This window comes from Rhodococcus sp. KRD197 (genome assembly GCF_017168235.1).
Lineage (GTDB): Bacteria > Actinomycetota > Actinomycetes > Mycobacteriales > Mycobacteriaceae > Rhodococcoides.
This window is the reverse complement of sequence record NZ_JABFAO010000004.1, coordinates 436,762-463,540: the sequence shown is the minus strand read 5'-3', so window position 1 is coordinate 463,540 and position 26,779 is coordinate 436,762. Positions and strand designations below refer to the sequence as shown.

23 protein-coding genes are annotated in these 26,779 nt (G+C 64.8%); 10 read left to right on the top strand and 13 right to left on the bottom strand.

Features of this window, described 5'->3' with window-relative positions:
• Nucleotides 1-211: 211 nt before the first annotated feature.
• The 4 genes from J1M86_RS08425 to J1M86_RS08410 form a co-directional block, all read right to left on the bottom strand.
• Nucleotides 212-1,105 carry a pseudouridine synthase gene (locus tag J1M86_RS08425; protein ID WP_206509999.1) on the bottom strand — a complete coding sequence of 298 codons (894 nt, stop codon included), beginning with the start codon at nt 1,103-1,105 and terminating at the stop codon, nt 212-214.
• 61 nt (nt 1,106-1,166) lie between these two features.
• Nucleotides 1,167-2,009: a rhodanese-related sulfurtransferase gene (locus J1M86_RS08420; RefSeq protein ID WP_206509503.1), complete on the bottom strand. Its 843-nt coding sequence runs from the start codon at nt 2,007-2,009 to the stop codon at nt 1,167-1,169.
• Nucleotides 2,010-2,036: 27 nt separating this feature from the next.
• The gene (locus J1M86_RS08415) at nt 2,037-3,722 is read right to left on the bottom strand and encodes an alkaline phosphatase (RefSeq protein WP_206509502.1); all 1,686 of its coding nucleotides are present in this window, start codon (nt 3,720-3,722) and stop codon (nt 2,037-2,039) included.
• Between the two features lie 93 nt (nt 3,723-3,815).
• Nucleotides 3,816-4,718 carry a ParA family protein gene (locus J1M86_RS08410; protein WP_075839622.1) on the bottom strand — a complete coding sequence of 301 codons (903 nt, stop codon included), beginning with the start codon at nt 4,716-4,718 and terminating at the stop codon, nt 3,816-3,818.
• Between the two features lie 98 nt (nt 4,719-4,816).
• On the opposite strand from J1M86_RS08410, the gene J1M86_RS08405 reads away from it, so the two are divergent.
• Nucleotides 4,817-6,301 (top strand): cryptochrome/photolyase family protein, encoded by a 1,485-nt coding sequence (locus J1M86_RS08405; RefSeq protein WP_206509501.1) that lies wholly within the window; start codon nt 4,817-4,819, stop codon nt 6,299-6,301.
• A 16-nt stretch (nt 6,302-6,317) separates the two neighbouring features.
• Here the strand turns inward: J1M86_RS08405 and J1M86_RS08400 are convergent, their stop codons facing one another.
• Complete coding sequence (locus J1M86_RS08400) at nt 6,318-7,343, bottom strand: iron-siderophore ABC transporter substrate-binding protein (RefSeq protein WP_206509500.1); 1,026 nt, start codon at nt 7,341-7,343, stop codon at nt 6,318-6,320.
• Between the two features lie 101 nt (nt 7,344-7,444).
• Here J1M86_RS08400 and J1M86_RS08395 point away from each other — a divergent pair, with 101 nt between their 5' ends.
• Both J1M86_RS08395 and J1M86_RS08390 read left to right on the top strand, forming a co-directional pair.
• Entirely contained in the window at nt 7,445-8,257 is an 813-nt protein-coding gene (locus J1M86_RS08395; RefSeq protein ID WP_206509499.1) for an SDR family oxidoreductase, read from the top strand.
• The gene (locus J1M86_RS08390) at nt 8,254-8,748 is read left to right on the top strand and encodes an SRPBCC family protein (protein ID WP_075839623.1); all 495 of its coding nucleotides are present in this window, start codon (nt 8,254-8,256) and stop codon (nt 8,746-8,748) included. Before J1M86_RS08395 ends, J1M86_RS08390 begins: the two co-directional genes overlap by 4 nt.
• Nucleotides 8,749-8,763: 15 nt before the next feature.
• Here the strand turns inward: J1M86_RS08390 and J1M86_RS08385 are convergent, their stop codons facing one another.
• Nucleotides 8,764-9,273 (bottom strand): DinB family protein, encoded by a 510-nt coding sequence (locus J1M86_RS08385; protein ID WP_075839624.1) that lies wholly within the window; start codon nt 9,271-9,273, stop codon nt 8,764-8,766.
• Between the two features lie 149 nt (nt 9,274-9,422).
• On the opposite strand from J1M86_RS08385, the gene J1M86_RS08380 reads away from it, so the two are divergent.
• From J1M86_RS08380 to J1M86_RS08370, 3 genes are all read left to right on the top strand, one after another.
• A complete protein-coding gene (locus J1M86_RS08380; RefSeq protein ID WP_206509498.1) occupies nt 9,423-10,046 on the top strand; it encodes a bifunctional 2-polyprenyl-6-hydroxyphenol methylase/3-demethylubiquinol 3-O-methyltransferase UbiG in 624 nt (207 codons plus the stop codon).
• Between the two features lie 48 nt (nt 10,047-10,094).
• Nucleotides 10,095-10,463: a VanZ family protein gene (locus J1M86_RS08375; RefSeq protein WP_075839625.1), complete on the top strand. Its 369-nt coding sequence runs from the start codon at nt 10,095-10,097 to the stop codon at nt 10,461-10,463.
• 201 nt (nt 10,464-10,664) lie between these two features.
• Entirely contained in the window at nt 10,665-12,122 is a 1,458-nt protein-coding gene (locus J1M86_RS08370) for a stealth family protein (RefSeq protein ID WP_206509998.1), read from the top strand.
• On the opposite strand, the gene J1M86_RS08365 is transcribed toward J1M86_RS08370, so the two are convergent.
• From J1M86_RS08365 to J1M86_RS08355, 3 genes are all read right to left on the bottom strand, one after another.
• Nucleotides 12,119-13,054, bottom strand: coding sequence for a phosphodiesterase (locus J1M86_RS08365; RefSeq protein ID WP_269418060.1), 936 nt, complete (start codon nt 13,052-13,054; stop codon nt 12,119-12,121). The two genes, J1M86_RS08370 and J1M86_RS08365, sit on opposite strands and share 4 nt — an antisense overlap.
• A 147-nt stretch (nt 13,055-13,201) precedes the next feature.
• Nucleotides 13,202-14,302 carry an acyl-CoA dehydrogenase family protein gene (locus tag J1M86_RS08360; protein WP_075839626.1) on the bottom strand — a complete coding sequence of 367 codons (1,101 nt, stop codon included), beginning with the start codon at nt 14,300-14,302 and terminating at the stop codon, nt 13,202-13,204.
• 10 nt (nt 14,303-14,312) lie between these two features.
• Complete coding sequence (locus J1M86_RS08355) at nt 14,313-15,488, bottom strand: acyl-CoA dehydrogenase family protein (protein WP_075839627.1); 1,176 nt, start codon at nt 15,486-15,488, stop codon at nt 14,313-14,315.
• A 75-nt stretch (nt 15,489-15,563) separates the two neighbouring features.
• Here J1M86_RS08355 and J1M86_RS08350 point away from each other — a divergent pair, with 75 nt between their 5' ends.
• Entirely contained in the window at nt 15,564-16,133 is a 570-nt protein-coding gene (locus tag J1M86_RS08350) for a histidine phosphatase family protein (protein ID WP_206509497.1), read from the top strand.
• Between the two features lies 1 nt (nt 16,134).
• Nucleotides 16,135-16,617 (top strand): RidA family protein, encoded by a 483-nt coding sequence (locus J1M86_RS08345; protein WP_075839665.1) that lies wholly within the window; start codon nt 16,135-16,137, stop codon nt 16,615-16,617.
• A gap of 19 nt (nt 16,618-16,636) precedes the next feature.
• Here the strand turns inward: J1M86_RS08345 and J1M86_RS08340 are convergent, their stop codons facing one another.
• Complete coding sequence (locus tag J1M86_RS08340) at nt 16,637-18,538, bottom strand: DEAD/DEAH box helicase (protein ID WP_241259730.1); 1,902 nt, start codon at nt 18,536-18,538, stop codon at nt 16,637-16,639.
• 297 nt (nt 18,539-18,835) lie between these two features.
• Here J1M86_RS08340 and J1M86_RS08335 point away from each other — a divergent pair, with 297 nt between their 5' ends.
• A complete protein-coding gene (locus J1M86_RS08335; protein WP_206509496.1) occupies nt 18,836-20,623 on the top strand; it encodes a long-chain fatty acid--CoA ligase in 1,788 nt (595 codons plus the stop codon).
• Nucleotides 20,624-20,682: 59 nt separating this feature from the next.
• Here J1M86_RS08335 and J1M86_RS08330 read toward each other — a convergent pair whose 3' ends face one another.
• Complete coding sequence (locus J1M86_RS08330) at nt 20,683-21,297, bottom strand: alpha/beta hydrolase (RefSeq protein ID WP_075839631.1); 615 nt, start codon at nt 21,295-21,297, stop codon at nt 20,683-20,685.
• 56 nt (nt 21,298-21,353) lie between these two features.
• On the opposite strand from J1M86_RS08330, the gene J1M86_RS08325 reads away from it, so the two are divergent.
• Nucleotides 21,354-24,776, top strand: coding sequence for a bifunctional RecB family nuclease/DEAD/DEAH box helicase (locus J1M86_RS08325; RefSeq protein ID WP_206509495.1), 3,423 nt, complete (start codon nt 21,354-21,356; stop codon nt 24,774-24,776).
• A 28-nt stretch (nt 24,777-24,804) separates the two neighbouring features.
• On the opposite strand, the gene J1M86_RS08320 is transcribed toward J1M86_RS08325, so the two are convergent.
• Complete coding sequence (locus tag J1M86_RS08320) at nt 24,805-26,028, bottom strand: alanine racemase (RefSeq protein WP_206509494.1); 1,224 nt, start codon at nt 26,026-26,028, stop codon at nt 24,805-24,807.
• Nucleotides 26,029-26,066: 38 nt separating this feature from the next.
• Complete coding sequence (locus J1M86_RS08315) at nt 26,067-26,711, bottom strand: TetR/AcrR family transcriptional regulator (protein WP_206509493.1); 645 nt, start codon at nt 26,709-26,711, stop codon at nt 26,067-26,069.
• Nucleotides 26,712-26,779 lie beyond the last annotated feature (68 nt).

Sequence of the window (26,779 nt, the reverse complement as noted above, 5' to 3'; positions counted from 1 at the left end):
CGCATCCGAATTCGAAACCATCCACAACATCCAACGAGCCCAACAAGTCGGATCCGTCCACCACATCGTCCCCGCCGCCGAACTCAGACCACAAATCATCGCCGCAATCGAACGCGGCATAACCCGCACACAGGCATAGCATTTCGACAACCACTGCACCCCCGGCCGCTCAGCGACAGGGGGTGCAGTGATGTCGGGGCCTGTGTCGGCGCTACCGATCGACGAGGTTGCGCTGACTCTCGAAGCGTCGGCGCTCACCGGTGACCGGATCATCGAATTCGATTGCACGCGCGAGTAGTTGCAGCGGGGCGCTGAAATCGTCGGCGGCTGTGCGTGTGAAAACTGGGTAGTATGGATCGCCCTTGATCGGGATGCCCAACGAGGACATATGAATTCGCAGCTGATGCGTTCGACCGGTGTGCGGGAACAACCGGTACCGGGCCCACTCCCCCATCGTTTCGATCAGTTCGATTCGCGTTTCGCTGTTCGGCTCGCCGGGCTCTTCCCGCGCCACCATCACGCCGTGATCTTTTTCGATTCGACTACGCACAGTTCGCGGGAAGTCGAGTTCGGGGTCGCATCCCGCGACGGCCTCGTACTCCTTGAGGACCGACCGGGATGAAAACAGTTCCTGATATGGCCGACGCAAATCGGCTGTCCGCGTGAAGATCAGCACGCCCGCCGTCGCACGGTCGAGCCGATGCGCAGGAGTGAGGTGCGGGCAGTCGAGCAGGCGACGCAACCGCACCGTCGCTGTCTCGGTGACGTGCATCCCCCGCGGAATGGTCGCAAGAAAGTGTGGCTTGTCGACGACGACGATGCCGTCGTCGTCGTGCAGGATGTCGAGCTCGAACGGGACGGGCACCTCTGGTGCGGGCGTACGGTGGAAGTACACGAATCGTCCTGGTGCATAAGGACTGTCCGCGGTCCACCGGCGAGCTTTCTCGTCGACGACGTCGCCCTCGGCCATCATCTCGGCCCAGTGATCGGCCGGATACTCGCGCACCAGGAAATCGAGTACCGTCGCCGCGGTCTCGCCGTGTGGGAGCCGGATACGAAGGGGCGCAAGGCCGTCCCGGAAGGGCAGGAGTGGAGCCTGCGCAATGACCCGGTTGGGCAGGAGTGGAGCCTGCGGAATGACCCGGTTAGGCGGGAGTGGAGCCTGCTCAGGCACAGTCCACGCACACCAGGCGCAGGCCCCGACCGTCGTCGCCGTCGAAGTCCTGGTAGCGGGAGGTCGGGTTGGCGCACGCGGAGCACCGGCCGATCACCGAGGTGTGATCCGAGAAGTCCACCGTCATCCGCTTGTCGAAGACGTAGAGCGAACCCTCCCACAGCGCATCGTCACCGAATGTTTCGCCGTAGCGAACGATGCCGCCGTCGAGCTGGTAGACCTCCTCGAAGCCACGCGAACGCATCAGGGCGGACAGCACCTCGCATCGGACTCCGCCGGTGCAGTACGTCACGACGGGGGCCTTCTTGAGGTGGTCGAACTGCCCGGACTCGAGCTGTGCCACGAAATCGCGGGTGGTCTCGACATCGGGAACCACTGCGTTCTTGAATTTGCCGATCTGCGCCTCGAACGCATTGCGGCCGTCGAAGAACACCACCTCGTCGCCGCGCTCGTCCACCAGTTCGTGGACCTGGTGCGGACTCAGGTGCACTCCCCCGCCGACCACGCCCTCGGCGGCGACCTTCAGTTCCTCGGGTGCACCGAATGTGACGATCTCGGGGCGAACCCTGACGCTGAGCTTCGGGAAGTCGTCACCGAGGCCGTCCGACCACTTGATGTCCGCGTCGGCGAACGGGACATACGAGCGAGTACCTCGCACGTACTTCTTCACATCGGCTACTTCTCCGCCGACGGTGGCATTGATCCCGTGTTCGGAGACGATGATGCGTCCGGTGAGGTTGTTCGAGTCGGCGAGCGCATGTTGCCAGAGCCGGATGGCCTCCGGATCCGGCAACGGCGTGAACACGTAGAACAAGACGATTTTCGGTACTGCCATACAGCAAAGTATGCCGCGTGTACGTCTTTACGTGCGCACCGGCAGCGCAGCGTGCTCGACGCGGGCGGTACCGGCGGGCACGGTGAAGCCCGCACCCCAGTACACCCCGGTCAACGGGTCTTCCTTGGCGTCGAGATACCAGTGGTCCATCTGCACACCCGTCGGCGTCACGGTGAACACCCCGAAGCCGTGGCTGTCGAGTTCGACATAGCGGATATGCCTGTTCAGCGTGGTCAGGGCAGACTCCGCGACACGGCCGAGAGTGTGTGGCGGCGTGCGCGTGAGGTCGTCGACATTGGCGGACGATACCGACGTCACGACCAGTTCGGTCGCGACCGCCCCCGTCTCGAAGTAACGCGCAGCGTCCTGCGGAATATCGCAGGCCCACGACGAGTGAATATCGCCGGTGATGAACACAGTGTTGTTGACGCCGTTGTCGGCGATTGCCCCGAGCAGCCGCGCACGATCGGCGGTGTACCCGTCCCACGGGTCGGCCATGTAGGGCACCCCACCCCGGGGAATGCCGAGAAGTTCGGTCAAAGCGCCGGCAGCTTCGCTCTCGAGCGGCGGGACCAGCACCGGGGTGATCATCACGGGATTGCCGACGATCTTCCACGTCGTAGGCGAGCTGACGATCCCATCGGTCAGCCAGTTCATCTGATCTCGGCCGGTGATGGTGCGATCGGGTGAATCGACTTCGGCGCCTGCTGTGGGCGCGACCTGCTTCGAGCGATACGTGCGCAGGTCCAGCATGGAAAGCTCGAGCAGGCTACCGAAGCGCAGGCGCCGGTACAGGTGCCTGTTCTGCGGCGTACCGGCTACTCGAACCGGCATCCACTCGTAATAGGCCTGCACCGAATTGGCCTTGCGAACGTTCCATGGCCCCTCGGTCTCTGGCTGATGATTCTCCGCGCCACCGTCGTAGGCGTCGTTGGCGCTCTCGTGGTCGTCCCACGTGCAGATCCACGGGACACCGAGATGCGCCGCCTGCAGATCCGGGTCGCTCTTGTACTGACCGTGGCGGATTCGATAATCGGAGAGACTGACGATCTCGTGCACCGGGTCATGCTGGCGAACCACACCGTACTTCCCGGCGAACGCACCGGTCCGGTACTCGTAGAGGTAGTCGCCCAAATGAATGATCGCATCGAGATCGGTGCGGGACGCCAGGTGGCGGTAGGCGCCGAAGTATCCGGACTCCCAGTTGGAACAGGAGACGACACCGAACCGGATTCGATCGACGTCTGCATCGTTCGTCGGCGCCGTCCGGGTGGTGCCGATGGTCGACTGCGTTCCCGCAGCCGGGCCGTCGAGTACCTCGAAGCAGTAGTGGTACGTGGTCGCCGCGGAAAGCCCGTCGACATCGACCTTCACGGTGTGGTCGACGTCCGCGGAGGTGGACACCGTGCCACTGCGTACGAGATTGGTCAGTTCCGGGTCGGTGGCGACACGCCACCGGACCGACGTCACCGGGCCCACACCGGACCCCGGCCTCGCGTCGGGAGTCGGAGTCACACGGGTCCAGACGATCACCGCATCCGGCGTCGGATCACCCGAGGCGACACCGTGCGCGAACGGCACGAATTCCGCACCTTGCGCACGAGCAACCCTGGGCAGCGCTCCTGCCACACCGGTAGCCGCGCCGACCGCCGCGACAGCAATCGACGAGGACTTCAGAAACCCGCGCCTGGACACACCTTCTCGTGAAACCACCCGACCAGTCCATGCGAACTCGAGGCGCAGGTCAAGTCGGGCTGGCCACCGGGGGTGAATGTTCACGTCACCGACAGTTGGTGTATCACTCGATCACAGATAGACACCGACATTCTGCACGAGATGATCGGTCACATTGCGCAGCGTCTCGAACTGCCCGTGGGTGCCGTACTTCTGCCGAAGCGTGCCGAAGTCCACGAAATCCGCGGACTGCGCGATCTGATTGGATTCCGGAATCCAATGCGGTATCACCGTCGGAGGTCGAGGACGGGAAGCGCGTTCGTGTGCGGGAAGCGCGTCGTATTCGAACACCGCCCGCTGTAGGCGCTCGATCGTCGTTCGATGCAGAGACGAACTTCCGCGGTACTTCGTGATGATCAGGCCCAGTGGCGTGAGCGTGTGACCGGTGCGATCGGTGAACCGCTGCACCCGTCTCTGTAGCTGCGGTATGCCGTACGTCGACAGCACGTCGGGGATGGCAGGGACGACGTAGGCGTCGGCCATCATGAGACCGTTCGCGGTGACGATACCCAGGTTGGGGGCGCAGTCGAGAAGGATGAAATCGTAGTTCGATCGCACGTTCGCCAGCGCGGCCCGCAGCACCAGCAGCGGCTCGAGCGAGCCCGGCACCTCGTACTGCCAGGCGTTCATCTCCTCCTGCGTCTCCATCAGATCGAGCGAGGACGCAAGCAGGTCGATGCCGCGGACCGACTCCAGTGGCGATACTCCCCGCACCAGGGACCGGTCGACGTCGAACTCCGGTAGATCCGCGTCCAGGGCGCTGGCGAACAAGGCGTCGACGGTCTGTTTCCGGTCGTTGACCTCCTGCCACCGCTGCTCACCGATCATCATCGTGGTCAGATTGGTCTGCGGATCGAGGTCGACGAGCAGAACCTTGTACCCGAACTCGGCCGACATGAACTCGGCGAGCGCTGCAGTGGTCGTGGTTTTCCCGACCCCGCCCTTGAGATTGATCGTGGCGATGACAGTCGCCATGGCGAACCCCCTCCCTCCCCCTGGACACGAGTACCGGGCCAAGTTCAGCACAGAGCGCGTGGGTTTGCTGATGTATAGATCCGTGCATCCTGGGGTGCATGACCTCCTCGGCCCCGCTCTGGTTGTTCGGCGACCAACTCGGTCCGCACTTCCACTCCACACCCGATCACGGGCACCGTGAAGTGTTGCTGATCGAGAGCACCCGCGCCGCGCAGCGCCGGAGATTCCACCGTCAGAAACTGCACTTGGTGCTTTCGGGAATGCGGCATCTCGCCGAGGAGCTGGGCGAACGCGCCACCTACCTGCGTGCCGAGTCCTACCGGGACGCGCTCGAGGAGTTCGGCAGACCGGTACTCGTGTTCGAGCCGACCTCCCATGCCGCCGAGAGATTCGTGCAGCGTCTCGCCGAGGAAGGCGTCGTCGAGGATGTCCTGCCGACGCCGATGTTCGCGCTCGGCCGAGCGGATTTCGCCGAGTGGGCCGGCAACCGGCACCAGTTCAGGATGGAGACGTTCTACCGCGATCAGCGGCGACGCTTCGAGATCCTGATGAACGGGGACGAGCCCGTGGACGGGCGATGGAACCTCGACGAGGAGAACCGGGAGCCGCCGCCGAAGAAGCAGGCGAGGCTGGGCGTCGATCCACCGTGGTGGCCCACCGAGGACGCAATCGACGAGGAGGTGAGAACCGATCTCGACGAGTTCGATCTCGATACCATCGGAAAGGACGGCCGGCGACTGTTCGCCGTCACGGCCGACGAAGCACAGAAGGCGTTGCAGCACTTCGTGTCCTATCGGCTGCAGGATTTCGGCAAGTACGAGGACGCCGTCATGACCGAGAATTGGACGATGTCGCACTCGCTACTGTCGGTCCCGCTGAACCTGGGATTGCTTGCGCCTCTCGATGTGGTCGAGGCGGCGGAGAAGGTGTGGCGTGATGGGGACGCCTCGCTGGCGTCGGTGGAGGGATTCGTGCGACAGGTGCTCGGTTGGCGCGAGTACGTCTGGCATCTGTACTGGCACTTCGGACCCGAATACGCAGATCGCAACGAGCTGGGCGCGCACGTTCCGCTCCCCTCGTGGTTCACCGATCTCGATGGCGAAAAACCGATCGCCGCCTGCATGTCGCACACCCTGTCCGAGCTGCGTGATCGCGGGTGGGTGCACCACATCCCGCGGCTGATGATCCTGGGCAACTTCGCGTTGCAGCGCGGCTACGACCCGAAAGCCCTGATGGAATGGTTCGCCACCGCCTTCGTCGACGGGTTCGCTTGGGTGATGCCCGTCAATGTCATCGGGATGAGCCAGCACGCCGACGGTGGCTTGATCGCGACCAAGCCGTATGCCTCGGGCGGGGCATACCTGAACCGAATGACAGACCACTGTGGCGGCTGCGAATTCAACCCGAAGAAACGACTGGGACCCGACGCCTGCCCGTTCACGGCGGGCTACTGGGCATTTGTGCATCGGCACCGAGATCGGTTGGCGCAGAACCATCGGACTGCGCGTCAGGTGTCGTCGATGAACAGGCTTTCCGATCTCGAGGAAGTGCTCGAACAGGAGTCACAGCGCGAGGTGTTCTGAGCAGCCCGAGCGCCCGCTAGTTCGGCAGTTCGGCCACTGCGTCGTCGATCATCGGGACGTAGCGTTCGAGTGCCCACGGGACGGTGAGGGGGTTGATGATCGACGAGCCGGTGACGAAGGGTTGGTCCGTCGGCGCCACCACGGACCCGCGTTCGATGGCTGGGATCTGGTTGTAGGCGGGTTGGGTCTCGGTGTCGCTGCGGTTCTGCGGGTCGGAGTAGAAGGTGAAGATCAGATCCGACTCGTCGAGCAGGTTGGCGTTCTCCAGGCCGATGACTGCGGAGTCGGTTCCTCCGGTTTCGTCGAGGGTGTACACGACCGGATCTATTTCGAGGCCGAGTGCGCGGACCATCGCCACGCGCTGCTCCTCGGCAAGGAACACGCCGAGCGTGCCGGGGCCGGTGTTGTAGATGTAGGAGAAGGTGACGTCCCGGTACTCGGGGTGGGCCGCGGCGGCGTCGGCGAAGCGGCTGTTGATCTCGGCGATCTCTTGGGCTGCCTTACCTTCCTCGCCCATGGCCTTGCCGATGACGGAGATCTGCTCTTCCCCGGTGATGGTCCACGGCTGCTCCTCGTAGGCCACCACGGGGGCAAATCCGTTGAGCGAATCGAACTGCTGCTGAGTGATGCCGGACCACGGTGCGAGTATCAGGTCTGGTTCCAGCGCGAGGATGGCTTCGATGTTCAGTTCGGTGCCGCCAGTGAACTGTTCGGGGAGTGCCTCGCCCGATTCTGTGATTGCGTCGTACATCCACGGCAGGTATCCGGATTCGTCGGATCCCCAGGGGTATTCCTCCACGCCCACCGGTACGGTTCCGAGCGCGATCGCTGTTTCGGCGGATCCCATGCCGAGGGTGACGATGCGTTCGGGCTTGTCGGTGATCACGGCTCGGCCGAGGGCGGAGTCGATGGTGACGGTTTCGAAGTCACCGGTCGATGTGGTTTCGGCGTCTTCGCCGGCCGAACTGCATCCCCCGAGAATCACAGTTGTGGCCAGAAGACCGGACAGCACCACAGTGCGCAGGGAGCCAGCGTGTCGCATAAGAGGCCTTTTCTCGAGATCGGGTTCGACAATGAAGCCTAGGCTTACCTTTGTTGGAATTTCAACTCTCGTGAAAGCTCGAGGGAGCTACGGTGGAATGCATGAGCCTTCCTCGCCCCGCCCCTGATCGCACCGCCGTCGTGACCGGGGCATCCTCCGGTATCGGCGCAGAAATCGCCCGCGAGCTCGCCGCACGCGGACACGGAGTGACACTCGTGGCCCGCCGAGCGGAGAAACTGACCGCGCTCGCCGAGGAGTTGAGCGCACGCGGGGTGCGCGCCGAGGTGCTCCCCGCAGATCTCTCCGAGCGGTCGGATCGCGCCGAACTACTGGGCCGCATCGAAGCGCTCGGACTCGTCCCCGACGTGCTCGTCAACAACGCCGGGCTATCAACCGTCGGCCCGGTCGCATCCTCGGACCCGGAAGCCGAAATGAACATGATCGAGGTCGACGTCGTCGCGGTTGCCGACCTGTGCAGCAGGTTCCTTCCAGGAATGACCGCCCGCCGGCGCGGCGCGATTCTCAACGTCGCGTCCACTGCCGCCTTCCAGCCGCTCCCGGGCCAGGCGGGCTACGGCGCAGGCAAAGCCTTCGTGCTCTCGTACACCCAGAGCCTCGTCGGCGAGCTTCGCGGAACCGGAGTGAGCGCGACAGCGCTGTGCCCCGGGCCGGTCGACACCGGCTTCGCCGAGGCCGCGGGTTTCTCGGTCGACGACGCCGAGGCTGCGCTGCCATCGATCATGTGGGTCTCCCCGCAGGAGGTGGCCAAGACCGCGGTGAACGGGCTGGCCAAGGGCAGCATGGTTGCGATACCGGGCATGGCCAACCGCATCACCTCCGTGTTCGCTGCGGTGACACCACGCACCCTGCTGGTGCCGATGCTCGCTCGCATCCATCCCGGGCTCCGCAAGTGACGCGCGATTTCACCGTCGCCGACAGTGTGGTGGTCGCGGCCGATGCCAACATCCTGTACGACGCGATCAGCGACCCGGTGCAGATGGGCAACTGGAGTCCCGAGAATCGCGGTGCAGTGGTTGCCGAACCGCGGGACGGCGCCTACGTCGGGATGGTGTTCGACGGCCGAAACAAGCGAGGCAGAGCACGCTGGGTCACTCGCTGCACGGTGACCGTTGCCGAGCCGGCCAAGGCGTTCGAGTTTCGCGTGCACGCGATCGGCGTCACGTCTCCCCGATTGAAACGCGCCATCGCGACGTGGCGCTACGAGTTCGAGCACGTTTCGGGTGGAACCAAAGTCACCGAAACATGGACCGACGATCGCCGAAACTGGCCCGATGCACTGGCTTTCGTGTTCGACAAGATCGTCACCGGCGGTAGTACCTTCCCCGAGTTCCAGCGTCGGAACATCAGGAGGACACTCGGCAACCTCCAGAGGCGATTCGCCTGAGCATGCACGTCACCATCAACCGTGCCGTTGGAACATTCCCCGGACATAGGCAGCCTGGCCCGCGTGCTGAAGATCGTCGGAGACCACGGACACCAGCCGCACACCCAATGTCACCGGGGGATCCCAATGGTCGTCGACAACACGATCCAGGTCAGCCGCTGATAGCGACTCGACATACGCGACCGTCCTGGCGTGCACGGCATCGTGATAGTCCCGGAGCAGCTCGGCGGAAGCGGTGACCTCGGCGACCTCCTCGGCATTCTGGCCGTAGCCGATAGCGCTGCTCTCGAACGGCAGTCCGAAGCGGGCTTCCCAGCCGTCAGCGGTCCACACCTGGTCGCTTCCTGCAACGCCGGAAACATGATCGTCCTGAACACGCGTGAGGTGCCAGATCAACCAGGCGACAGTGTTCGCTTCGGAGTCGGGCCGGAAGGTGAGTGCGTGCGGAGCGATATCGTCGAGGATTTCGTGAACGAGTTCCCGAATCCTCCCGAAAGCATCGGCCAGCACTGCGGCGTGATTCACGAGGTGGTCCTTTCGTCGTGCGCCTTCGGCGCATGTGCGTGGAAATACATAGTCTTGCCCGTATTTCCGCGCACATGCGCGAAGCGCCTTCTTTGCCGTTTCGGCAAACCCTGTTGCGCCCGCGGGCCGAGGTGGGCACAGTGGAAATCATGCACACACACGACGAAACTCCCACCGAGTTCGATCAACCGTTCTGGGACAACCTGTACACCGAAATGCCACAGCGTTGGAGCGGCAAGGCCAACCCGGTCCTCGCCACCGAAGCCTCGAAGCTGACGCCCGGCACGGCACTCGACATCGGCAGCGGCGAAGGGGGCGACGCCTTCTGGCTCGCCGACAACGGATGGAAGACCACCGGCGTCGACATCTCCGAAGTAGCACTCGAGCGTGCACGAGCCAACCAAGGCGACCGTGACATCGAATGGCTGCACCGCGACCTGCTCACCTGGGCGCCGGAGACGCAGTACGACCTGGTCACCGCGCATTTCTTTCAGCTGCCCATGCAGCAGGTCGGTCCTGCGTTTCTCAGATTCGGCCACGCAGTCAACCCAGGCGGGCACCTGCTGATCGTCGGACACAGCCCCTCGGACGACCATGCCAAGCACCACCCGCGCGCAGACATACTGTTCGATGTCGATCCCATCACAGCGCTGTTCGACGACGAGAACTGGACGACCGTCCTCGCCGAGACACGCGCCCGGGCCGGCGCCGGACCCGACGGCACCCCTGCCGAGCGGAAGGACACCGTCGTCTTGCTGCGCCGCAACACCTGAGACGGGCCGCAACTCCTGGGCTGGACCGAGACTCCTAGGCTGGGAGCGGTGCCCCCGCCCCCACCACTCGAGCTACCGCTGAAGTACTACCTCCCACTCGCCATCTCGGTGGTCGCCGCGCTGATCATTCTGTTCACTCCGGCGTCGGGGGTTCCGAGTGGGTTCGAGCACAGCGACAAGATCGTCCATTTCTGCCTGTTCGCGGCGCTGGCCTACTCGTCTCGAGTGGCAGCGATATCCGCGAGGTGGACCGCTGTGTGGACCGTCACCTTCGCGGGGCTATCCGAGGCGCTGCAGGCGGTCCTCCCGCTCGGTCGGAGCGGTTCGCTGGACGACGCACTGTTCGACGTGTTCGGTGTCACCGCCGGTCTGCTGATCGCGGCGCTCGTGGCGCCCTCTCGTTCGGCTATACACTGAGAGGACGCTCCGGGGGTCCTCGGCTCGCACGCCTGAACCGGAAGGGTCACCATCACCACGACGTCCGCACCCCACGACATCTACCTGGTTCCGCCCGAGCAGGACACGGCCGACCCGGTGACCGGCGCGTCACCGGAATCCGCAGCGCGCCTGACGGACCGCTCCGATGTCGTTCCACATGCCGGACGCTTCGCCCTGAAGATGACCTCGACCACGCCCCACGAGGCCATGGTCGAGGATCTGCTGTTCGTCCGCGAGGCGCTCGATGCCGCCAACATCAAGTACCTCCTGGTCCGGGGCAACGACGAGCGGCCGGTCGTCGCTATCGACGTCGCCGCCCGCCGCAAGCTCGAAACCGCGTTGGTCGAGGCCTGCTTGCGGGAGCCGTTCTACGCCAAGACCGTGGACGTCAAACGCGCCAAGACAGTTCTCGTCGCCGACGGATCGCTCTCCGAGGCCAGCGACGCTCGCATCTTCCGACTCTTCCGCCCCCGCGTCGAACCCATCAGCGCACTGCACTACGGGGCATCGACGGCCGTCCAGATCGAACTGTGGGCGTTCTCGCCCACCGAGGTTCAGTTGCCGGTGGAGAATTCTCTGACCCGGCGCAGCATCGCACCGAGCGAGGCGGTCCGCGGCACAGTCGAACGATTCGGCATGACCTGGCCGACCATCGAGAACATGTTCGCCGACCACGCGTCGGACATCAATTTCGACATCGACATCGTCTTCTCCTGGGTCGACGGTTCGTCGGCCGAGTTCCAGGCCCAACGGGCCCGCCGCATGCAGAACTACATTGTCGGTGAAGGTGATTCCTCGGCCGCTCGATTCCGGCAGATCGACGAACTGAAGTACGCACTCCGCTCGGTTCACATGTACGCACCGTGGATCCGTCGCATCTTCGTCGCCACCGATTCCCCACGTCCGGCGTGGCTCGCCGACGATTCCCGGGTGACCTTCGTCCCCAGCGACCAATTCTTCGTAGACGCATCGAATCTGCCGACACACAACTCGCAGGCAGTGGAAAGCCAGCTGCACCACATCCCTGGCCTGTCCGAGCACTTCCTGTACTCCAACGACGACATGTTCTTCGGCCGTCCGGTGGGGCCCCAGATGTTCTTCTCCCCCGGTGGCATCAGTATGTTCATCGAGGCGCCGACCCGAATAGGGTTGGGCTACAACGACGAAGACCGCAGCGGTTTCGAAAACGCGGCCCGGGTCAACCGTCGCCTGCTGCAGAAGCGTTTCGGTCTCATGACCACCCGGCACCTCGAGCATGCAGCTACACCACTGCGCAAGAGCGTGATGCAGGAGATGGAAAACGAGTTCGCCGACGAGTTCGCTGCCACCGCAGCGAGCGCATTTCGCGCCAGTACGAATATCTCGGTGACCAATTCGCTGTATCACTACTACGCGCTGATGAGTGGCCGCGCCGTCGTACAGAAAGATGCCAAGGTGACGTACATCGACACCACGGCGCACACGGGACTGCACTCGATGGAAAACCTGCTTCCCAAGCGAGCCGTCGACTTCTTCTGCCTCAACGACGGCAGCTTCCCCGAGGTCGATCTCGACGTCCGAACACGGCGAGTGACCGCATTCCTGGAGCGCTACTTCCCGATCGTGGCGCCCTGGGAAACCGAAGCCCGCAGGAACTAGAAGCTGACGCGCGAGCTCCGAGTGCTCTCGGCGATACGCACGCCTTCGCGTTCCAGGCGACGCGCGACTTCGTCGGCGGGCACGTACTCGCCCACGGTGTCGTAGGAACCGATGGGCACCACCGAATGCACGACCGTGTCGTCGTAGACATTGACGAGGTTGAACGCTTGCGCACCGTCGCGGCCTCGGAGTGCGCCGTGCGCGACGTTCAAATCCTGCGTGTAGCAGGTCGCGGACGCCACCGACACAGGAATCCCCGCGAACGTCGCCGAGGTCGAATAATGTAGGTGGCCCGCCAGAATGGAACGAACATCCGTGCCGCGCAGCACCTCCGCCAACGCGCTCTGATCGAGTAGCTCGACGAGCACGGCGAGGTCCAGAACCGTCGGCACCGGCGGGTGGTGCATCGCCAGGATCGTGCCGAACTCCGTGGGCGTGGACAACTCGTCGGCCAGCCAACGCAACTGCTCCGAGGTCACTTCGCCGTGATGCTCGCCCGGCACCGTCGAATCGAGCGTGATGATGCGGAGCCCGTCGACCTCGTGCACACGGTCCACCGTGCCGGTGCTCGGCTCCTGATCGAGCAATCGCGCGCGGAATGTGGCGCGGTCGTCGTGGTTGCCCATGGCCCAGATGATCTGCGCGTCGAGCGCCTCCGCCAGCGGCTCGACGAGGCCGCGAAGCCTGTCGTAGGCCCCGGCCTCACCGCGGTCGGTCAAGTCGCCCGTGAACACCAACGCGTCGGGTTGGACGCCGGACGCTTCGACATCGCCGAGGAGCCGCTGCAAACTCGCTGTGCTGTCGACACCGCCGTACAGATTCCCGCCCTCGACGAGATGAGTATCGCTGAGGTGCAGGAGGCAATGATTCGGGCGTGGATACTCCGCCGTCCGAGCCTTCATCGGTGTCTCGCTTCCGATCGGACTTGGCATGGGCACGCTGTGCGCGCGCCTTCGCCTCCAGCCTAACCACCCACCCTGAGAGTTTCAGATACGCCGGGCCAACATGTGGCTAACAGGCGCTCGGCGTAGGTGAGTGGAAGTACATAGCGGGCTATGTACTTCCACTCACATGCGGCGTCAGCCGCCTATCAGCACCCGCAGGTGCTCGTCGACGCCGCCGAGCGTGTGCTCGATGGCCACGAGCCTGCTCACGTAGTGCCCGACGGGATACTCCGCGGTGACACCGATGCCGCCGTGCAGCTGAATCGCTTCCTGCCCGAGCTTGCGCGAGGACCTGGAGATCTGCAGCTTCGCCCGAGACGCGACCATGGGATCGACGACGTCGTCGGCTAGGTTCATCGTCGCGTACAGGGCCATGCTCCGCGCCAGCTCCAGCAGCACGTACATGTCGGCTGCCCGGAATGTCAGCGCCTGGAACTTGGCCAGCGGAACACCGAACTGCTTGCGCTGCTTGAGGTAGTCGGTGGTCAACCGAAGCGCCTCCTCCATTGCGCCCACTGCCTCGGCGCACAGAGCGGCCTGCGCCTTCACCTCGGACGCGACGATCGCGGCGGTGGCGTCCGATCCGTCACCGAGGGGCTCGGCAGCGACATCGGAGAACGAGATCTGCGCCGCCCGCTGACCGTCGTGCGTGCGATAGGACTTGCGCGTCACGCCGGTCGCGTCGCCGTCGACGAGGAAGAGCCCGACACCTCCGCCGGGCAGCGCCGCGCTGACCACGAGGATGTCGGCACTGCCGCCGTGTGGGACCGGATTCTTGGTGCCGTCGAGCGAGAACGAGCCGCCATCCTCGGTTGCCGATACCCCGACCGCGACGTTCGGCCACCTACTGCCGGTCTCGTTGTGCGCGAACGCAAGCAACGTGCTGCCCTCGGCCACACCGGGCAGCACGCGTCGACGCTGATCCACCGAACCGACGTCGGAAATCAATCCTCCTGGGACGAGCACGGCGTCGAGAATCGGCTCCGGCGCAAGCCGTCGACCCATCTCGGTCATCACTGCCATGATCTCCACCGGCCCGGCGTCCATGCCGCCGTCGTCCTCGGCGAAACTGAGCCCGAGCAGCCCGACCTCGGCGAGTTGCTTCCACACGTCCGCGGACCAGCCCGGCTCGGCCGCGACGATCCGATTTCGCTTCTCGGTGTCGTACGCTCGCGAGAGCATCTCACGGGCTGTGTCTCGGAGGAGCTTCTGTTCTTCGTTCAATTCGAAATCCATAATGTGAACCTCACAATCCGAGAATCGTCGACGCGATGATCTGACGTTGCACTTCGTTGGAGCCGCCGTAGATCGACACCTTGCGGTAGTTGAGGTAGGTCGGCACCGACCGCTGCGCCCATTCCGCACTCCCGATGTCCTCGCCCGCCTCATAGGGCAGCGAGTCCGGGCCTGCGATGTCCATCAACATCTCGGTGGCGGACTGCTGCAGTTCGGACCCCCGCAGCTTGAGAATCGACGAGGCTGGATTGGGCTTGCCGTCCTCCGAACCCGACACCATCCGAAGCTGCGTCAATTCCAGTGCGAGAACCTCGTTTTCGAGCTCGGCGAACCGCGCCGCAAACAGCGGATCCTCGGCCAGCGTGCCCGTGCCGACCTTGGTCGCCGCGGCATGCTTCTTGGCCTCTTCGAGCCGTACCTTGGTGTGTCCGACGCGGGCGACTCCGGTGCGCTCGTTGCCGAGCAGGAACTTGGCGTAGCTCCAGCCTTGATTTTCTTCTCCGACAAGGTTTTCCGCAGGGACACGCACGTTCTCGAAGAACACTTCGTTGACCTCGACGCTGCCGTCGATCAGTTTGATCGGGCGCATCGTGATACCCGGAGTGTTCAGGTCGATCAGCAGGAACGAGATGCCTGCCTGCTTCTTCGGCGCAGTCGGATCGGTCCGAACGAGGGCGAAGATCCAATCGGCGTACTGCCCGAGCGTCGTCCATGTCTTCTGGCCGTTGACGATGTAGTCCTCGCCGTCGCGCAGCGCTGTCGTGCGGAGCGAGGCCAGGTCCGATCCAGCTTCCGGCTCGGAGAATCCCTGGCACCACCAGATGTCCACATTTGCCGTCTTGGGGAGGAACTTCTCCTTCAGCTCCTGCGAGCCGAACGTCGCGATGACCGGTCCAACCATGGACGCGTTGAAAGCCAGCGGCTCGGGCACCGAGGCCAGCTGCATCTCGTCGAGCCAGATGTGGCGCTGCACCGGGGTCCAGTCCCGGCCGCCGAACTCCTTCGGCCAATGCGGAACAGCGAGTCCGTTCGCATTGAGAATCCGCATCGTGGTCACCAGATCTTCACGGCTCAGCTCGGCGCCGACGCGGTTCTTCTCGCGTATCTCCGCGGGAATCTCGGTGGTGAAGAAAGTACGCATCTCGTCACGAAATGCGGCTTCCTCTTCTGTCAGGGCAAGATTCATGAGATCCCTCCGCTATCTTTCCACTGGGTCATCCTCGACCGTACTCTGCGGCAACTGCGATAATGTTCGCTGACTATGACTTTTCTGGCACTGGTTCGGCACGGCGAAACCGATTGGAATCTGCACGGCCGACTCCAGGGCAGCTCGGACATCCCGCTCAACTCGACCGGCCGAGCTCAGGCGAGCGAAGCCGTCTACGAACTCGAAGGACGACGCTGGGACTTGCTGGTCAGTTCGCCACTTTCGAGGGCTGCCGAAACAGCCGACATCATCGGCGCCCACCTGGGAATCGAACGCACTGCAACCTATGCTGACCTGGCCGAACGGCACTTCGGCGCTGCCGAGGGCTTCACCGATTACGACGCTTGGTCACGCTGGCCGCACGGGCACTATCCGGGCCTCGAGTCGCGCGAGAATCTGATCGTTCGGGGCCTGCGCGCGATCGACGAGATAGCAGATATGCACCCCGATTCGTCGGTCATCGCCGTCGCCCACGGCGGTGTCATCCGCGCGATTGTGGGCGCCCTCCGCGGAATTCCGTCGCCGCGCATCCTCAATGCAGGAGTATCGACACTGGTTCGGCAGAACGGGAAGAATTGGACTGTCGAGACAATCAATGGCGTCCCCGCACAAAGGACTCGGTGACATGCGCACAGAACGGCATATCGAGGAATTGGGTTTCGTCCTGCCCGAGGAGGCTGTGGCCCCGCCCGGGTTCACGTTCTCCTTCGACTGGGTACGCGTGCGCGGCAACCGCGTCCACGTCTCCGGTCACTCACCCCAGCTCGCCGACGGCTCCCTCGCCGGCCCGTTCGGGGCCGTGCCGTCGGAGATCTCCCTCGATGCGGCGACGGACGCTGCCCGCGACACCGCGCTGGCCGTCCTGGGCAGCGTGCGTCGAGCGATCGGTGACCTCGACCGAATCAGCGCCTGGCTCACGGTTTCCGGAATGGTCAACGCCGACCACGGGTTCACCCAGACGACGACCGTCATCAACGGCTTCTCCGATCTCGTTCTGCAGATCTTCGGCCCGGAGGTCGGCGCGCACGCACGCAGTGCGATCGGAGTGGCAGCACTGCCGATGAACAACGCCGTGGTCGTATCGGCAGAAATCGAGATAGACGGCTAGGAACCCCAGCGGCTCTCAATCAGCTTCTCGGACGCTTGTCCTTGCCCTTGGGTCCGCTGAATTTTCCGCCACCGCGCGGACCGCCACGGCCCCCGGGAGGGCCGAAATCGGGCTGCAACTGAATCAGCACCCCACTGATGCGGGTGCGACGCAGCGCCTCGACGGTCTCGTCGGCGAGATCTGCCGGAAGTTCGACGAGCGAGTGGTCCGGACGGATGCTGATGTGCCCGAAATCGCTGCGACGAAGTCCGCCCTCGTTCGCGATGGCTCCGACGATCGCACCGGGGGCGACGTGATGGCGCTTACCCACCGCGATGCGGTATGTCGCCATGTCCTGACCGGTCTTGCGGTGATGCGAGTTGGCGGCATCCTCGTCGAACTTGCGCGGCACCCGCTCGCGCGGTTCGCGTGCCGCGCGCGGCGGGGCGGGTGGCTCGGGCTTGAGCAAGAATTCTTCACCGTCGCGGGACTGCACGGCGAGCGCCGCAGCGATGTCGGCGAGCGGGACGTCGTGCTCGCGTTCGTAATCCTCGATCAGCTTGCGGAACAGTCCCAGGTTCGTCGAGCTCAGGCTCTCGGTGATGGAGTCGCCGAACTTGGTGACGCGCTGCGCGTTGACGTCGTCGACGCTGGGGAGCTGCATCTCGGTGATGGGCTGGCGCGTCGCGCGTTCGATCGCCTTGAGCAGGTGACGCTCGCGCGGTGCGACGAAGAGCAGAGCCTCACCGGCTCGACCGGCCCGGCCGGTGCGTCCGATGCGGTGCACGTAGGACTCGGTGTCGTGGGGAATGTCGTAGTTGATGACGTGCGAGATCCGGTCCACGTCGAGGCCGCGGGCAGCGACGTCGGTGGCCACCAGTACGTCGATGGCGCCGCTCTTGAGCTGACCGATCGTCCGCTCGCGCTGAGCTTGGACGATGTCGCCGTTGATCGCGGCGGCGGAGAATCCCCGCGCCCGCAGCTTCTCGGCGAGCTCCTCCGTAGCCTGCTTCGTCCGGACGAACATGATCATCGCCTCGAACTCTTCGACCTCGAAGATCCGGGTCAGCGCTTCCAGCTTGCGCTGGTGTGCCACCTGCACGTAGCGCTGGGTGATGTTGGGTGCAGTCGAGGTCTTGGTCTTGACGGTGATCTCGACCGGGTCGTGCAGGTACTGCTTGGAGATCTTTCGGATCGCGGGCGGCATCGTGGCCGAGAACAGCGCGACCTGCTTGTACTCAGGGGTGTCCGCCAGGATGCGCTCGACGTCTTCCTGGAAACCCATCTTGAGCATCTCGTCGGCCTCGTCGAGCACCAGGTACTCGAGCTGAGACAGGTCGAGGGTGCCCTTTTCGAGGTGGTCGATGACACGACCGGGCGTTCCGACGATGATCTGCGCACCCTTGCGCAGCCCGGAAAGCTGAATGCCGTAGGCCTGTCCACCGTAGATCGGGAGAATATGCAGGCCGGGGATGTTGGTGGCGTACTTGCCGAACGCCTCGGCCACCTGGAGCGCGAGTTCACGCGTCGGAGCCAGCACGAGCGCCTGAGGCACCCGGCGTGAGACGTCGAGCCTGGACAGAATCGGTACCGCGAATGCAGCGGTCTTGCCCGTGCCCGTCTGGGCCAAACCGACCACATCGCTGCCGCTCATCAGCGGCGGGATGGTCGCGGCCTGGATGGGCGAGGGGCTCTCGTAGCCGACGTCGTGCAGCGCCTTGAGAACTCGTTCGTCGATCCCGAGATCGGCGAAGGTCAGCGGCGGGGCCTCTTCGGCGCCCCCTGCGGCCTGTTGCACTCCTGTTGGGGGTGCATCGGCTGGGGCCGCGTCGGCTGGGGGCGCGTCGGTGGCCGCCGACGCCGGCCCGTTCGATGTGGACTCGTCCGTGGTCCCAGCGGCATCGGTCACAGCGGCATCCTGATTCGGCTCTGTTGTGCTCATATACCTGGGAGTTTAATCCCTGTCACCGCCTCCGACGGACCGAGTGCCGAGAATTGGGTGCAACGAACGGGGAGGAGAGGCAACTACGCACCCTCCCGAGGGCCGCGCTGCCGTCGAAATCGGGCAATTCATCGAAGTCGAAATCGGCATCGCCACCAGTTATCGTGCACTGCGAGTCACACCTAACTCCACAGAACGCGTCGAAAAGTCGCAAACCGGACACCCCGGTAGTGCAGAACGACACGGAATGTGATGAAATGCACACCTGTTACGTCATTTACCCGGAGGGGTCCTACAGTGCGCGAATATTCTGTGCCAGCATCATTCACCATTCCCGAAGATGCATCGATGGCCGACACGGTTTACCGATACGAGAAGGAGTGCCCGAACCTCGTTCTCTTCCAGCGCCAGGTGGGCGGGACGTGGACCGACGTCACCGCAGGTCAGTTCGCCAAAGAGGTCGCCGCCGTAGCCAAGGGCTTCATCGCCTCCGGCGTCGAGGTCGGCGACCGCGTCGCCATCCTGTCCTCGACCCGCTTCGAGTGGGTCGTACTCGACTACGCCATCTGGACCGCAGGCGGCTGCACCGTCGCCATCTACGAAACGTCCGCAGCCGACCAGGCGCAGTGGATCCTCGAAGACTCGGCCACCACGGTGCTCGTCCTCGAAACCCCCGAGCACGCCGAAGCCTTGAAGGAGGTCACCGAGGGCGCCGCGGATCTGCGTGAGGTTCTGCAGATCGACGCGGGCGCCATCGAAGAACTCAGCACCCGCGGCGCGGGTGTCAGCGACGAGGACCTGCATGCCCGTCGCAAGCAGGTGAACGCGTCCAGTCCCGCGACGCTCATCTACACCTCGGGCACGACCGGGCGCCCCAAGGGCGTTCAGCTCACCCACGGCAACTTCTACGCCGAGATCCAGGCCACTTCGATGGCTCTGCACGACTCGATGAACGAGGGCAACCGCACGCTGATGTTCCTGCCGATGGCCCACGTGTTCGCACGCGCCGTCTCGGTCGCCGCGTTCGAGTCGAAGGTGACCATCGGACACACCTCGGACGTGACCACCCTGCTCGACCAGTTCGCCACGTTCAAGCCCGACTTCATTCTCTCGGTGCCCCGCGTCTTCGAGAAGGTCTACAACTCGGCCAAGCAGAAGGCATACGACGGCGGCAAGGGCAAGATCTTCGACAAGGCCGCAGCCACCGCCATCGAGTGGAGCGAGGCCAAGGACAAGGGTGGGCCCGGACTGATCCTGAGCGCCAAGCACGCCGTGTTCGACAAGCTCGTGTACTCCAAGCTCCGCACAGCGCTGGGCGGCAACTGCGAGCGGGCGGTCTCCGGTGGCGCAGCCCTCGGCGCTCGTCTCGGACACTTCTTCCGCGGCGTCGGCATTCCCGTCTACGAGGGCTACGGCCTCACCGAGACCAGCGCGGCGATCACCGTCAACACCACCACCGAGCAGCGCATCGGCAGCGTCGGCAAGCCGTTGAACGGCCACGCCGCGAAGATCGCCGACGACGGCGAGCTTCTGGTCAAGGGACCGGTCGTGTTCGGCGGCTACTGGCACAACGACAAGGCGACAGCCGAATCGATCGTCGACGGCTGGTTCCACACCGGTGACCTCGGATCGATCGATCAGGACGGGTTCGTCTCGATCACCGGCCGCAAGAAGGAAATCATCGTCACCGCCGGCGGCAAGAACGTTGCGCCGGCCGTGCTCGAGGATGCACTCCGCGCGAACGCGTTGATCAGTCAGTGCCTCGTGGTCGGAGACGGCAAGCCGTTCATCGGTGCGTTGATCACCCTCGATCCCGAAGCACTACCGGGATGGAAGGAACGCCACAGCATCGCCGAGAACATCGCGTTCGAGGATCTGAAGAAGAACCCCGATCTCATCGCCGAGATCGACCAGGCCGTCGCCGACGCCAACAAGAAGGTCTCGAAGGCAGAGCAGATCAAGAAGTACTCGGTGCTCGAGGTCGACTTCACCGCCGAGACCGGCGAACTCACCCCGACGATGAAGCTCAAGCGCAACGTCATTCATCAGGAGCGTGGATCCGAGATCGAAGCTATCTACAGCTGATCTCCACCGCATGAAAGCAGGGCCCGTGTGCATCACACGGGCCCTGCTTTCGTAGTGCGCTACACGTGTTCGAGCAGGAAGGTAGCCGCGTCCAGCGAGACGGTCCGGTGCACCTTCTCATGCAGCAGGTCGTGACCTGCGTCCTCGTATTCGCGCAACTGCGCCCCGGGCACGTTCGGGATCCAGGCACGCACGGCATCGATCGGCGCCATCCGGTCGTCCACCCCGTGCACGGCCAACAGGGGCACCGCGGTGTCGTCGAGATCCGAGAGCTTTCCAGTCGTCGACTTCGGTGTTCCGCACAGGACCGCCGCGCAGAATCCGCTCGGCTCCTCGGCCAGGGCGGCGATCGCGGTCGCCGCCCCCAGCGAATGGCCCATCAGCGCCATCGGCACCCCCGAACGCTCGGCACGAGCGAGACTTGCCAGCTGCAGCGCGTTCTTCGCCAACCCGGCAATCTGCGATGCGTCCGACAACTCCCCCTCCGTCAAACCATGTCCGACGTGATCGATCGCCCACACGTCGATGTCCTCGTTGTTGAGGACGCGGGAGAAGCGATGGTAATGGCCGCTGTGCTGGCCGAGACCGTGCAGAAAGACCAGAACCAGACGCGGATGGGCCGTCGTCCACGAGCGATAGTGGACGGCACCGGTGACTCCCTCGAAAAAAGGCATTCGGCTATTTTGCATGCCGAGCTTCGGCGTCGGTGCACTCACCTACAGTTGGGCGCGTGTTCCTCTTGGCCGACCGCGTCGTTTACAGCGCCAGCGACCTCTCAGCCGCCGCGTCGTGCGAGTACGCGTTGCTTCGCACCCTCGATGCAAAGCTCGGCCGAATCGACACCGTTCACGACGCCGCAGACCCCATGCTCGAACGCACCTCGGCTCTCGGCCTCGCGCACGAACGCCGTCAACTCGACCTGTTCCAGAGCAGGTTCGGAGCGGGCGTCGCGATCATGCCCAGGCCCGAGCGCACGCTCCTCGGTCTGGCCGACGCCAATGCCGCCACCATCGAAACCGCGCTATGGAAGTACGACGTGTTGTATCAGGCCACGTTCTTCGACGGCCGCTTCCTCGGGTTCTGCGACTTCCTGGTCAAGGAAGGCACGCGGTCGAACGACACCGCGTACTCCGTGTACGACACCAAGCTGTCGCGGCACGCCCGAGTACCGGCCCTGCTGCAGCTGGCCGCGTATGCGGATGCGCTCGAAACCAACGGCATCGAGGTGGCCCGGCACCTGCACCTGATGCTCGGCGACGGCTCCACCACCGACCACGCAACCAAGGACCTGCTCCCGGTCTACCGTCGCCAGCGAGCCCACCTCGAGGAGATCATCGACGAGCATGTCGCCGACGCCGAACCCGTCGACTGGGCCGACCCCCGGTACACCGCTTGCGGGCGGTGCGATGCGTGCGAGGAGCAGGTCATCGCCCGCGAGGACCTGCTTCTCGTCGCCGGCATCAGCGGAGGCAACAGAGCACATCTCGTCGACGCCGGCGTCAGCACCATGAGTAAGCTCGCCGCGCTCGACGGACCCGTCGAGGGCATCTCTGCCCGCATACTCGGAAACCTCGCTGCGCAGGCGAGGCTGCAGGTAGCGCAGTCGACGAGCGGTGTGCCCGAGTACGAGATCGTCGATGCCGCTGCGCTGGGCAGCATTCCGGAGCCGAACGCGGGAGATGTGTTCTTCGACTTCGAGGGTGACCCGCTGTGGACCGAGGGCACTGCGGACTGGGGTCTCGAGTATCTCTTCGGCGTCCTCGACGCAGGCGGCACGTTCACACCGTTCTGGGCCCACGACCGAGCGCAGGAGCGGGCGGCGTTGACGGCCTTCCTCGAGTACGTGACCGCGCGTCGGCGCGAGTATCCCGGGATGCACGTCTACCACTACGCGGCCTACGAGAAGACGGCGCTGTTGCGTCTCGCCGGACGGTACGGCGTCGGCGAGGATGTCGTCGACGACCTGCTTCGCGAGAACGTTCTCGTGGACCTCTACCCCGTCGTGCGGGCATCACTGCGCATCGGTGAGCGGTCCTACAGCATCAAGAAGCTGGAGCCGCTGTACATGCCGGGCAGTCGAGACGGCGAGGTCACCAACGCCGCCGCGTCGATAGTCGAGTACGCGAACTGGTGCGACCTGCGCGATCGAGGGTGTGCCGAGGAGGCCGACGCGTTGCTCGCCGAGATCGCCGAGTACAACCGCTACGACTGCGAGTCGACAGTTCGGCTGCGCGACTGGCTGCTCACCCGAGCGGCCGACGCCGGTGTCACCCCGAGGGCCCCGGCCGCCCTCGCACCCGAGTCGGTCGAGGAAATCGACCCTGCCGAAGAGTCGTTGCGCGAGTTCGTCGGCTACGGCCCAATCTCCGAGCGCTCACCGCAGGCGCAGGCGGTGGCCCTCTACGCCGGATCGATCGGGTATCACCGCCGAGAACGCAAGCCGTTCTGGTGGGCCCACTTCGACCGGTTGCAGAGCCCGGTCGACGAATGGGCCGAGTCCGGCGATGTGGTGAAGGTGGACACCGGCTCGATCGATTCGGTATGGGCGAAGACCACGCCCAGGCAGAAGCTCCTTCGGCGTCGGCTGACGTTGCACGGGAGCGTCGGCAACAGCCTCGGCAAGACCGTGCGACTGCTGTACGACGTGCCGGCCCCCGATGGGTTGGACCAACCGCACCCCAGCTATCGGGCGTGCAGCAAGGCCGAGGTCGTCGAGATCAGCGAGGCGTTCGTCGTGGTCGACGAGAAGCTCGCCGCGGGCGCCGATCCGTATGAGCAAGTTCCGATGGCGATTGCACCCGACGCGCCCATCCGCACCGTCAGCCTGGAAGCGGCGATCGTCCGCGCGGCGTCCGAGGTCGAGCGGTCGTTGCCGAATCTGCCCACAACCGCGATGGCCGATCTGGCGGCACGGTCGGCGCCGCGGACACACTCGGGCCGACCGCTGCCCGCGATCGTGGTCGGCGAGCAGGGCGCCGGGAATTACGTAGATGCGATTGCTGCGGCGTTGGAAGATCTCGACAACTCGTATCTCGCTGTGCAAGGCCCTCCTGGCACTGGCAAGACCTACACGGCCGCAACGGTGATCGCGCGGCTCGTCGAGCAGCGACAGTGGCGCGTCGGCGTCGTCGCGCAGTCTCACTCGGTGGTGGAGAACCTCCTGGATGCGATCGCGAAGGCCGGAGTCGTTCCCGAACTGATCGGGAAGAAGGCGCCGACCGAGCACACCCTGTTGCGCGATGCGGACTATCCCGGTTTCGTCGCCGACGCGACCGGCGGCTGCGTCATCGGCGGGACGGCCTGGGACTTCTCGCTCGACACTCGCGTCGTGCCGGGTTCGCTCGATCTACTCGTCGTCGACGAGGCGGGACAGTTCTCGCTGGCCAACACCATCGCCGTCGCCGGTGCTGCACGGAACCTGCTGCTGTTGGGCGATCCCCAACAGCTTCCCCAGGTCAGTCAGGGCACGCACCCCGAACCGGTGGACGAGTCGGCCCTGGGATGGCTCGCCGAAGGACACGACGCGTTGCCCGCCGACCGCGGCTACTTTCTGAGCCGGACCTGGCGCATGCACCCTGCACTGTGCGCACCGGTCTCGGCGCTGTCGTACGAGGGCCGTCTGTTCTCCAACGAGCAGGCCACGGGCACGCGGGTGCTCCACGGTCTGGCACCGGGGCTGCATGCCGTGACCGTCGATCACCACGCGAACACCACCGACTCACCGGAGGAGGCCGAGGAGATCAGGCGGCAGATCGAATCGCTTGTCGGTTTGCCGTGGGTCGATCCCGAAACCCACGACGCGGCGCGGGGCCTGACGCCCGGCGACTTCATCGTCGTAGCGCCGTACAACGCGCAGGTGGCTCTCATTCGCGAACATCTCGAGCGCGCGGGCCTCGCGGACGTCCCCGTCGGCACTGTCGACAAGTTCCAGGGGCGGCAGGCACCGATTTCGATCGTGTCGATGACCGCGTCGAACGCAGGCGATTCGCCCCACGGGGCGCGCTTTCTGCTCTCGAGACACCGGTTGAACGTCGCGATCTCCCGCGGCCAGTGGGCGGCGATCGTCGTGCAGGCGCGAACGCTGACGCACTACCTCCCCGCGACACCCGACGGCCTCGAAACCCTGGGGGCATTCATGGCCCTCACCGGGTGATGAGCCCTGCTTCGAACATGCCCCGGTCTCAGCCGAAGTTCTTGCCCTCGCCGCGGTAGGTGGGAACGGCGGTGACGGTGCCGTCTTCCTCGGCGATGTGCAGGGTGTCGAAGCGTTCGCACACTTCCCCGGCTTTGGCGTGCCGGAACCAGATGCGATCTCCGATGGTGACGCTTCCGGGTGGCACGGCGACCGGCGTTTGAACCTCACCTGCTCCTTCGTTTCGCAGAAGTTTCAATCCACCGCGTACGAGGCCACCGAGGGCGGTGTTCATCGCCACCGGCGACGGTGCGCGCGACCGCGAGGCGGGACCGGAGGCTATGTAGCCGCCGCCGAAGGTCGTTGCGACGGCCGGCGTCGGTGTGCGAACCACGGGCAGCGCGAAATACAACGCCGGATTCGGAGTGAAGGCCCGATAGCGATCGAACAGGGTGGGCACGAACAATCCGGAGCCGGCCGTGACTTCGGTGACGACGGGGTCGGCCGAGCTGACCTCCAGCGAACCCGTCCCGCCACTGTTTACGATTTCGAGGCCGCCGACCACATCGGTGACCGCGTCGACGACCTCCCCTCTGCGCAGTTTCAGGTCCGCTACCGAGGCCCTCTTCATCAATTCGACGGCGATGTTCGAGTCGGGCAGTCCGGCGATCTGCGCCTCGTAGAACATCACTCCGACGACTCGAAACCCCCGCTCCTTTGCGAGCCGGGCGAACTCGGCGACCTGCCCCGGCTCGCGCAGCGGGGATCGCCGAACTCCGATGTGCAGCGGGCCGATCCGAAGGGAGGCGTCGACGTCGATGCAGATACGCGGCTTGACCAGGTCGGATCCTGCTGCATCGCGGATGATGTCGAGGTGTGCCGGGTCGTCGACCATCAGCGTGATGCGGCCAGAGAGCACTCGGTCGCGTGTGATGGTGGCCAGGGCGGACTTGTCGACCGTCGGGTACCCCATGAGAATGTCTTGCGCTCCGAGCCGCGCCAGCCAGATCGCCTCGGACGGCGAGTAACACATGAGGCCCGCAAACCCCTGCGCGGCAGTGAGGTCGGCGCCCAGCACTCGTTCCAGAATTGCGCGAGAGCGAACGGACTTGCTCGCCACTCGCACCGGAAGGCCGTTTCCTCGTCGAATCAACTCGTGCGCGTTGGTCTCGAATGCCGCGGCATCGAGTGCCGCGAACGGGGGTTCGAGATCGGCACTGACCCTGGAGATGCGGTCGAGGGCGGTCGGGCTGCGGCCGAGAAGTGACGTCACGGGCCCAGTCAAGCACCCTCCGACGGCATCTGCACCCTTCACGGGCGCTCGACGGCCTTCGCGGCGATCACACCGGCCAGGTCGTCCAGTGCAGCTATGACGGCGATGTCGTCACGATCGACCAGCCATCGCAGAATCAGCCCATCGACGGTCGCCATTCCGAATCGGGCCACCGAGTCGATCGGCTCCAGCCATCGTGTTCCCGTGTGCTCTGCCGCGCGACTGAAGAACTCGAATGCCTCGGTGTCACGAATCCGATACTGCCCACTGGCGAGGGCGGCAGCCTGCTCCGAACCCAGCGCTCGATGCCGCAGCAGATAGGTCTTGATCTCGTAGGACAGCAGCTGGCGGTCGGCTGATCGCTCGACGATCGGCCACACCGCGCTCAGTCCGCTGTGCAGCAATTCACGAAGTCCCCTGGTCCCGGTGAGTTCGCATGCGTCGACCGCTGCGTTCAAGGCTGCGTGCAGAGCCCCGGTGATGTCGACGATCAGACCCTCGCCCATCGCCGTGACGAGAATTTCCTTGGACTCGAAGCAGTAGTAGACGGCGCCACGCGGTACGCCAGCTTCCTCGGCGACCCGGCGAACGGTCAAGCCCTCGATCCCCACCTGCTCGGCGACGTTCAATGCGGCCGCGACCAGTCGAGTGCGCCGTGCATCTACGGGCAACCGGGTCTGCATGCTTCCCGATAGTAGGCGCGCACGGGCGATGTGGGCCGTGAATTGACCGTGGCGGAGGTGCGCATTCA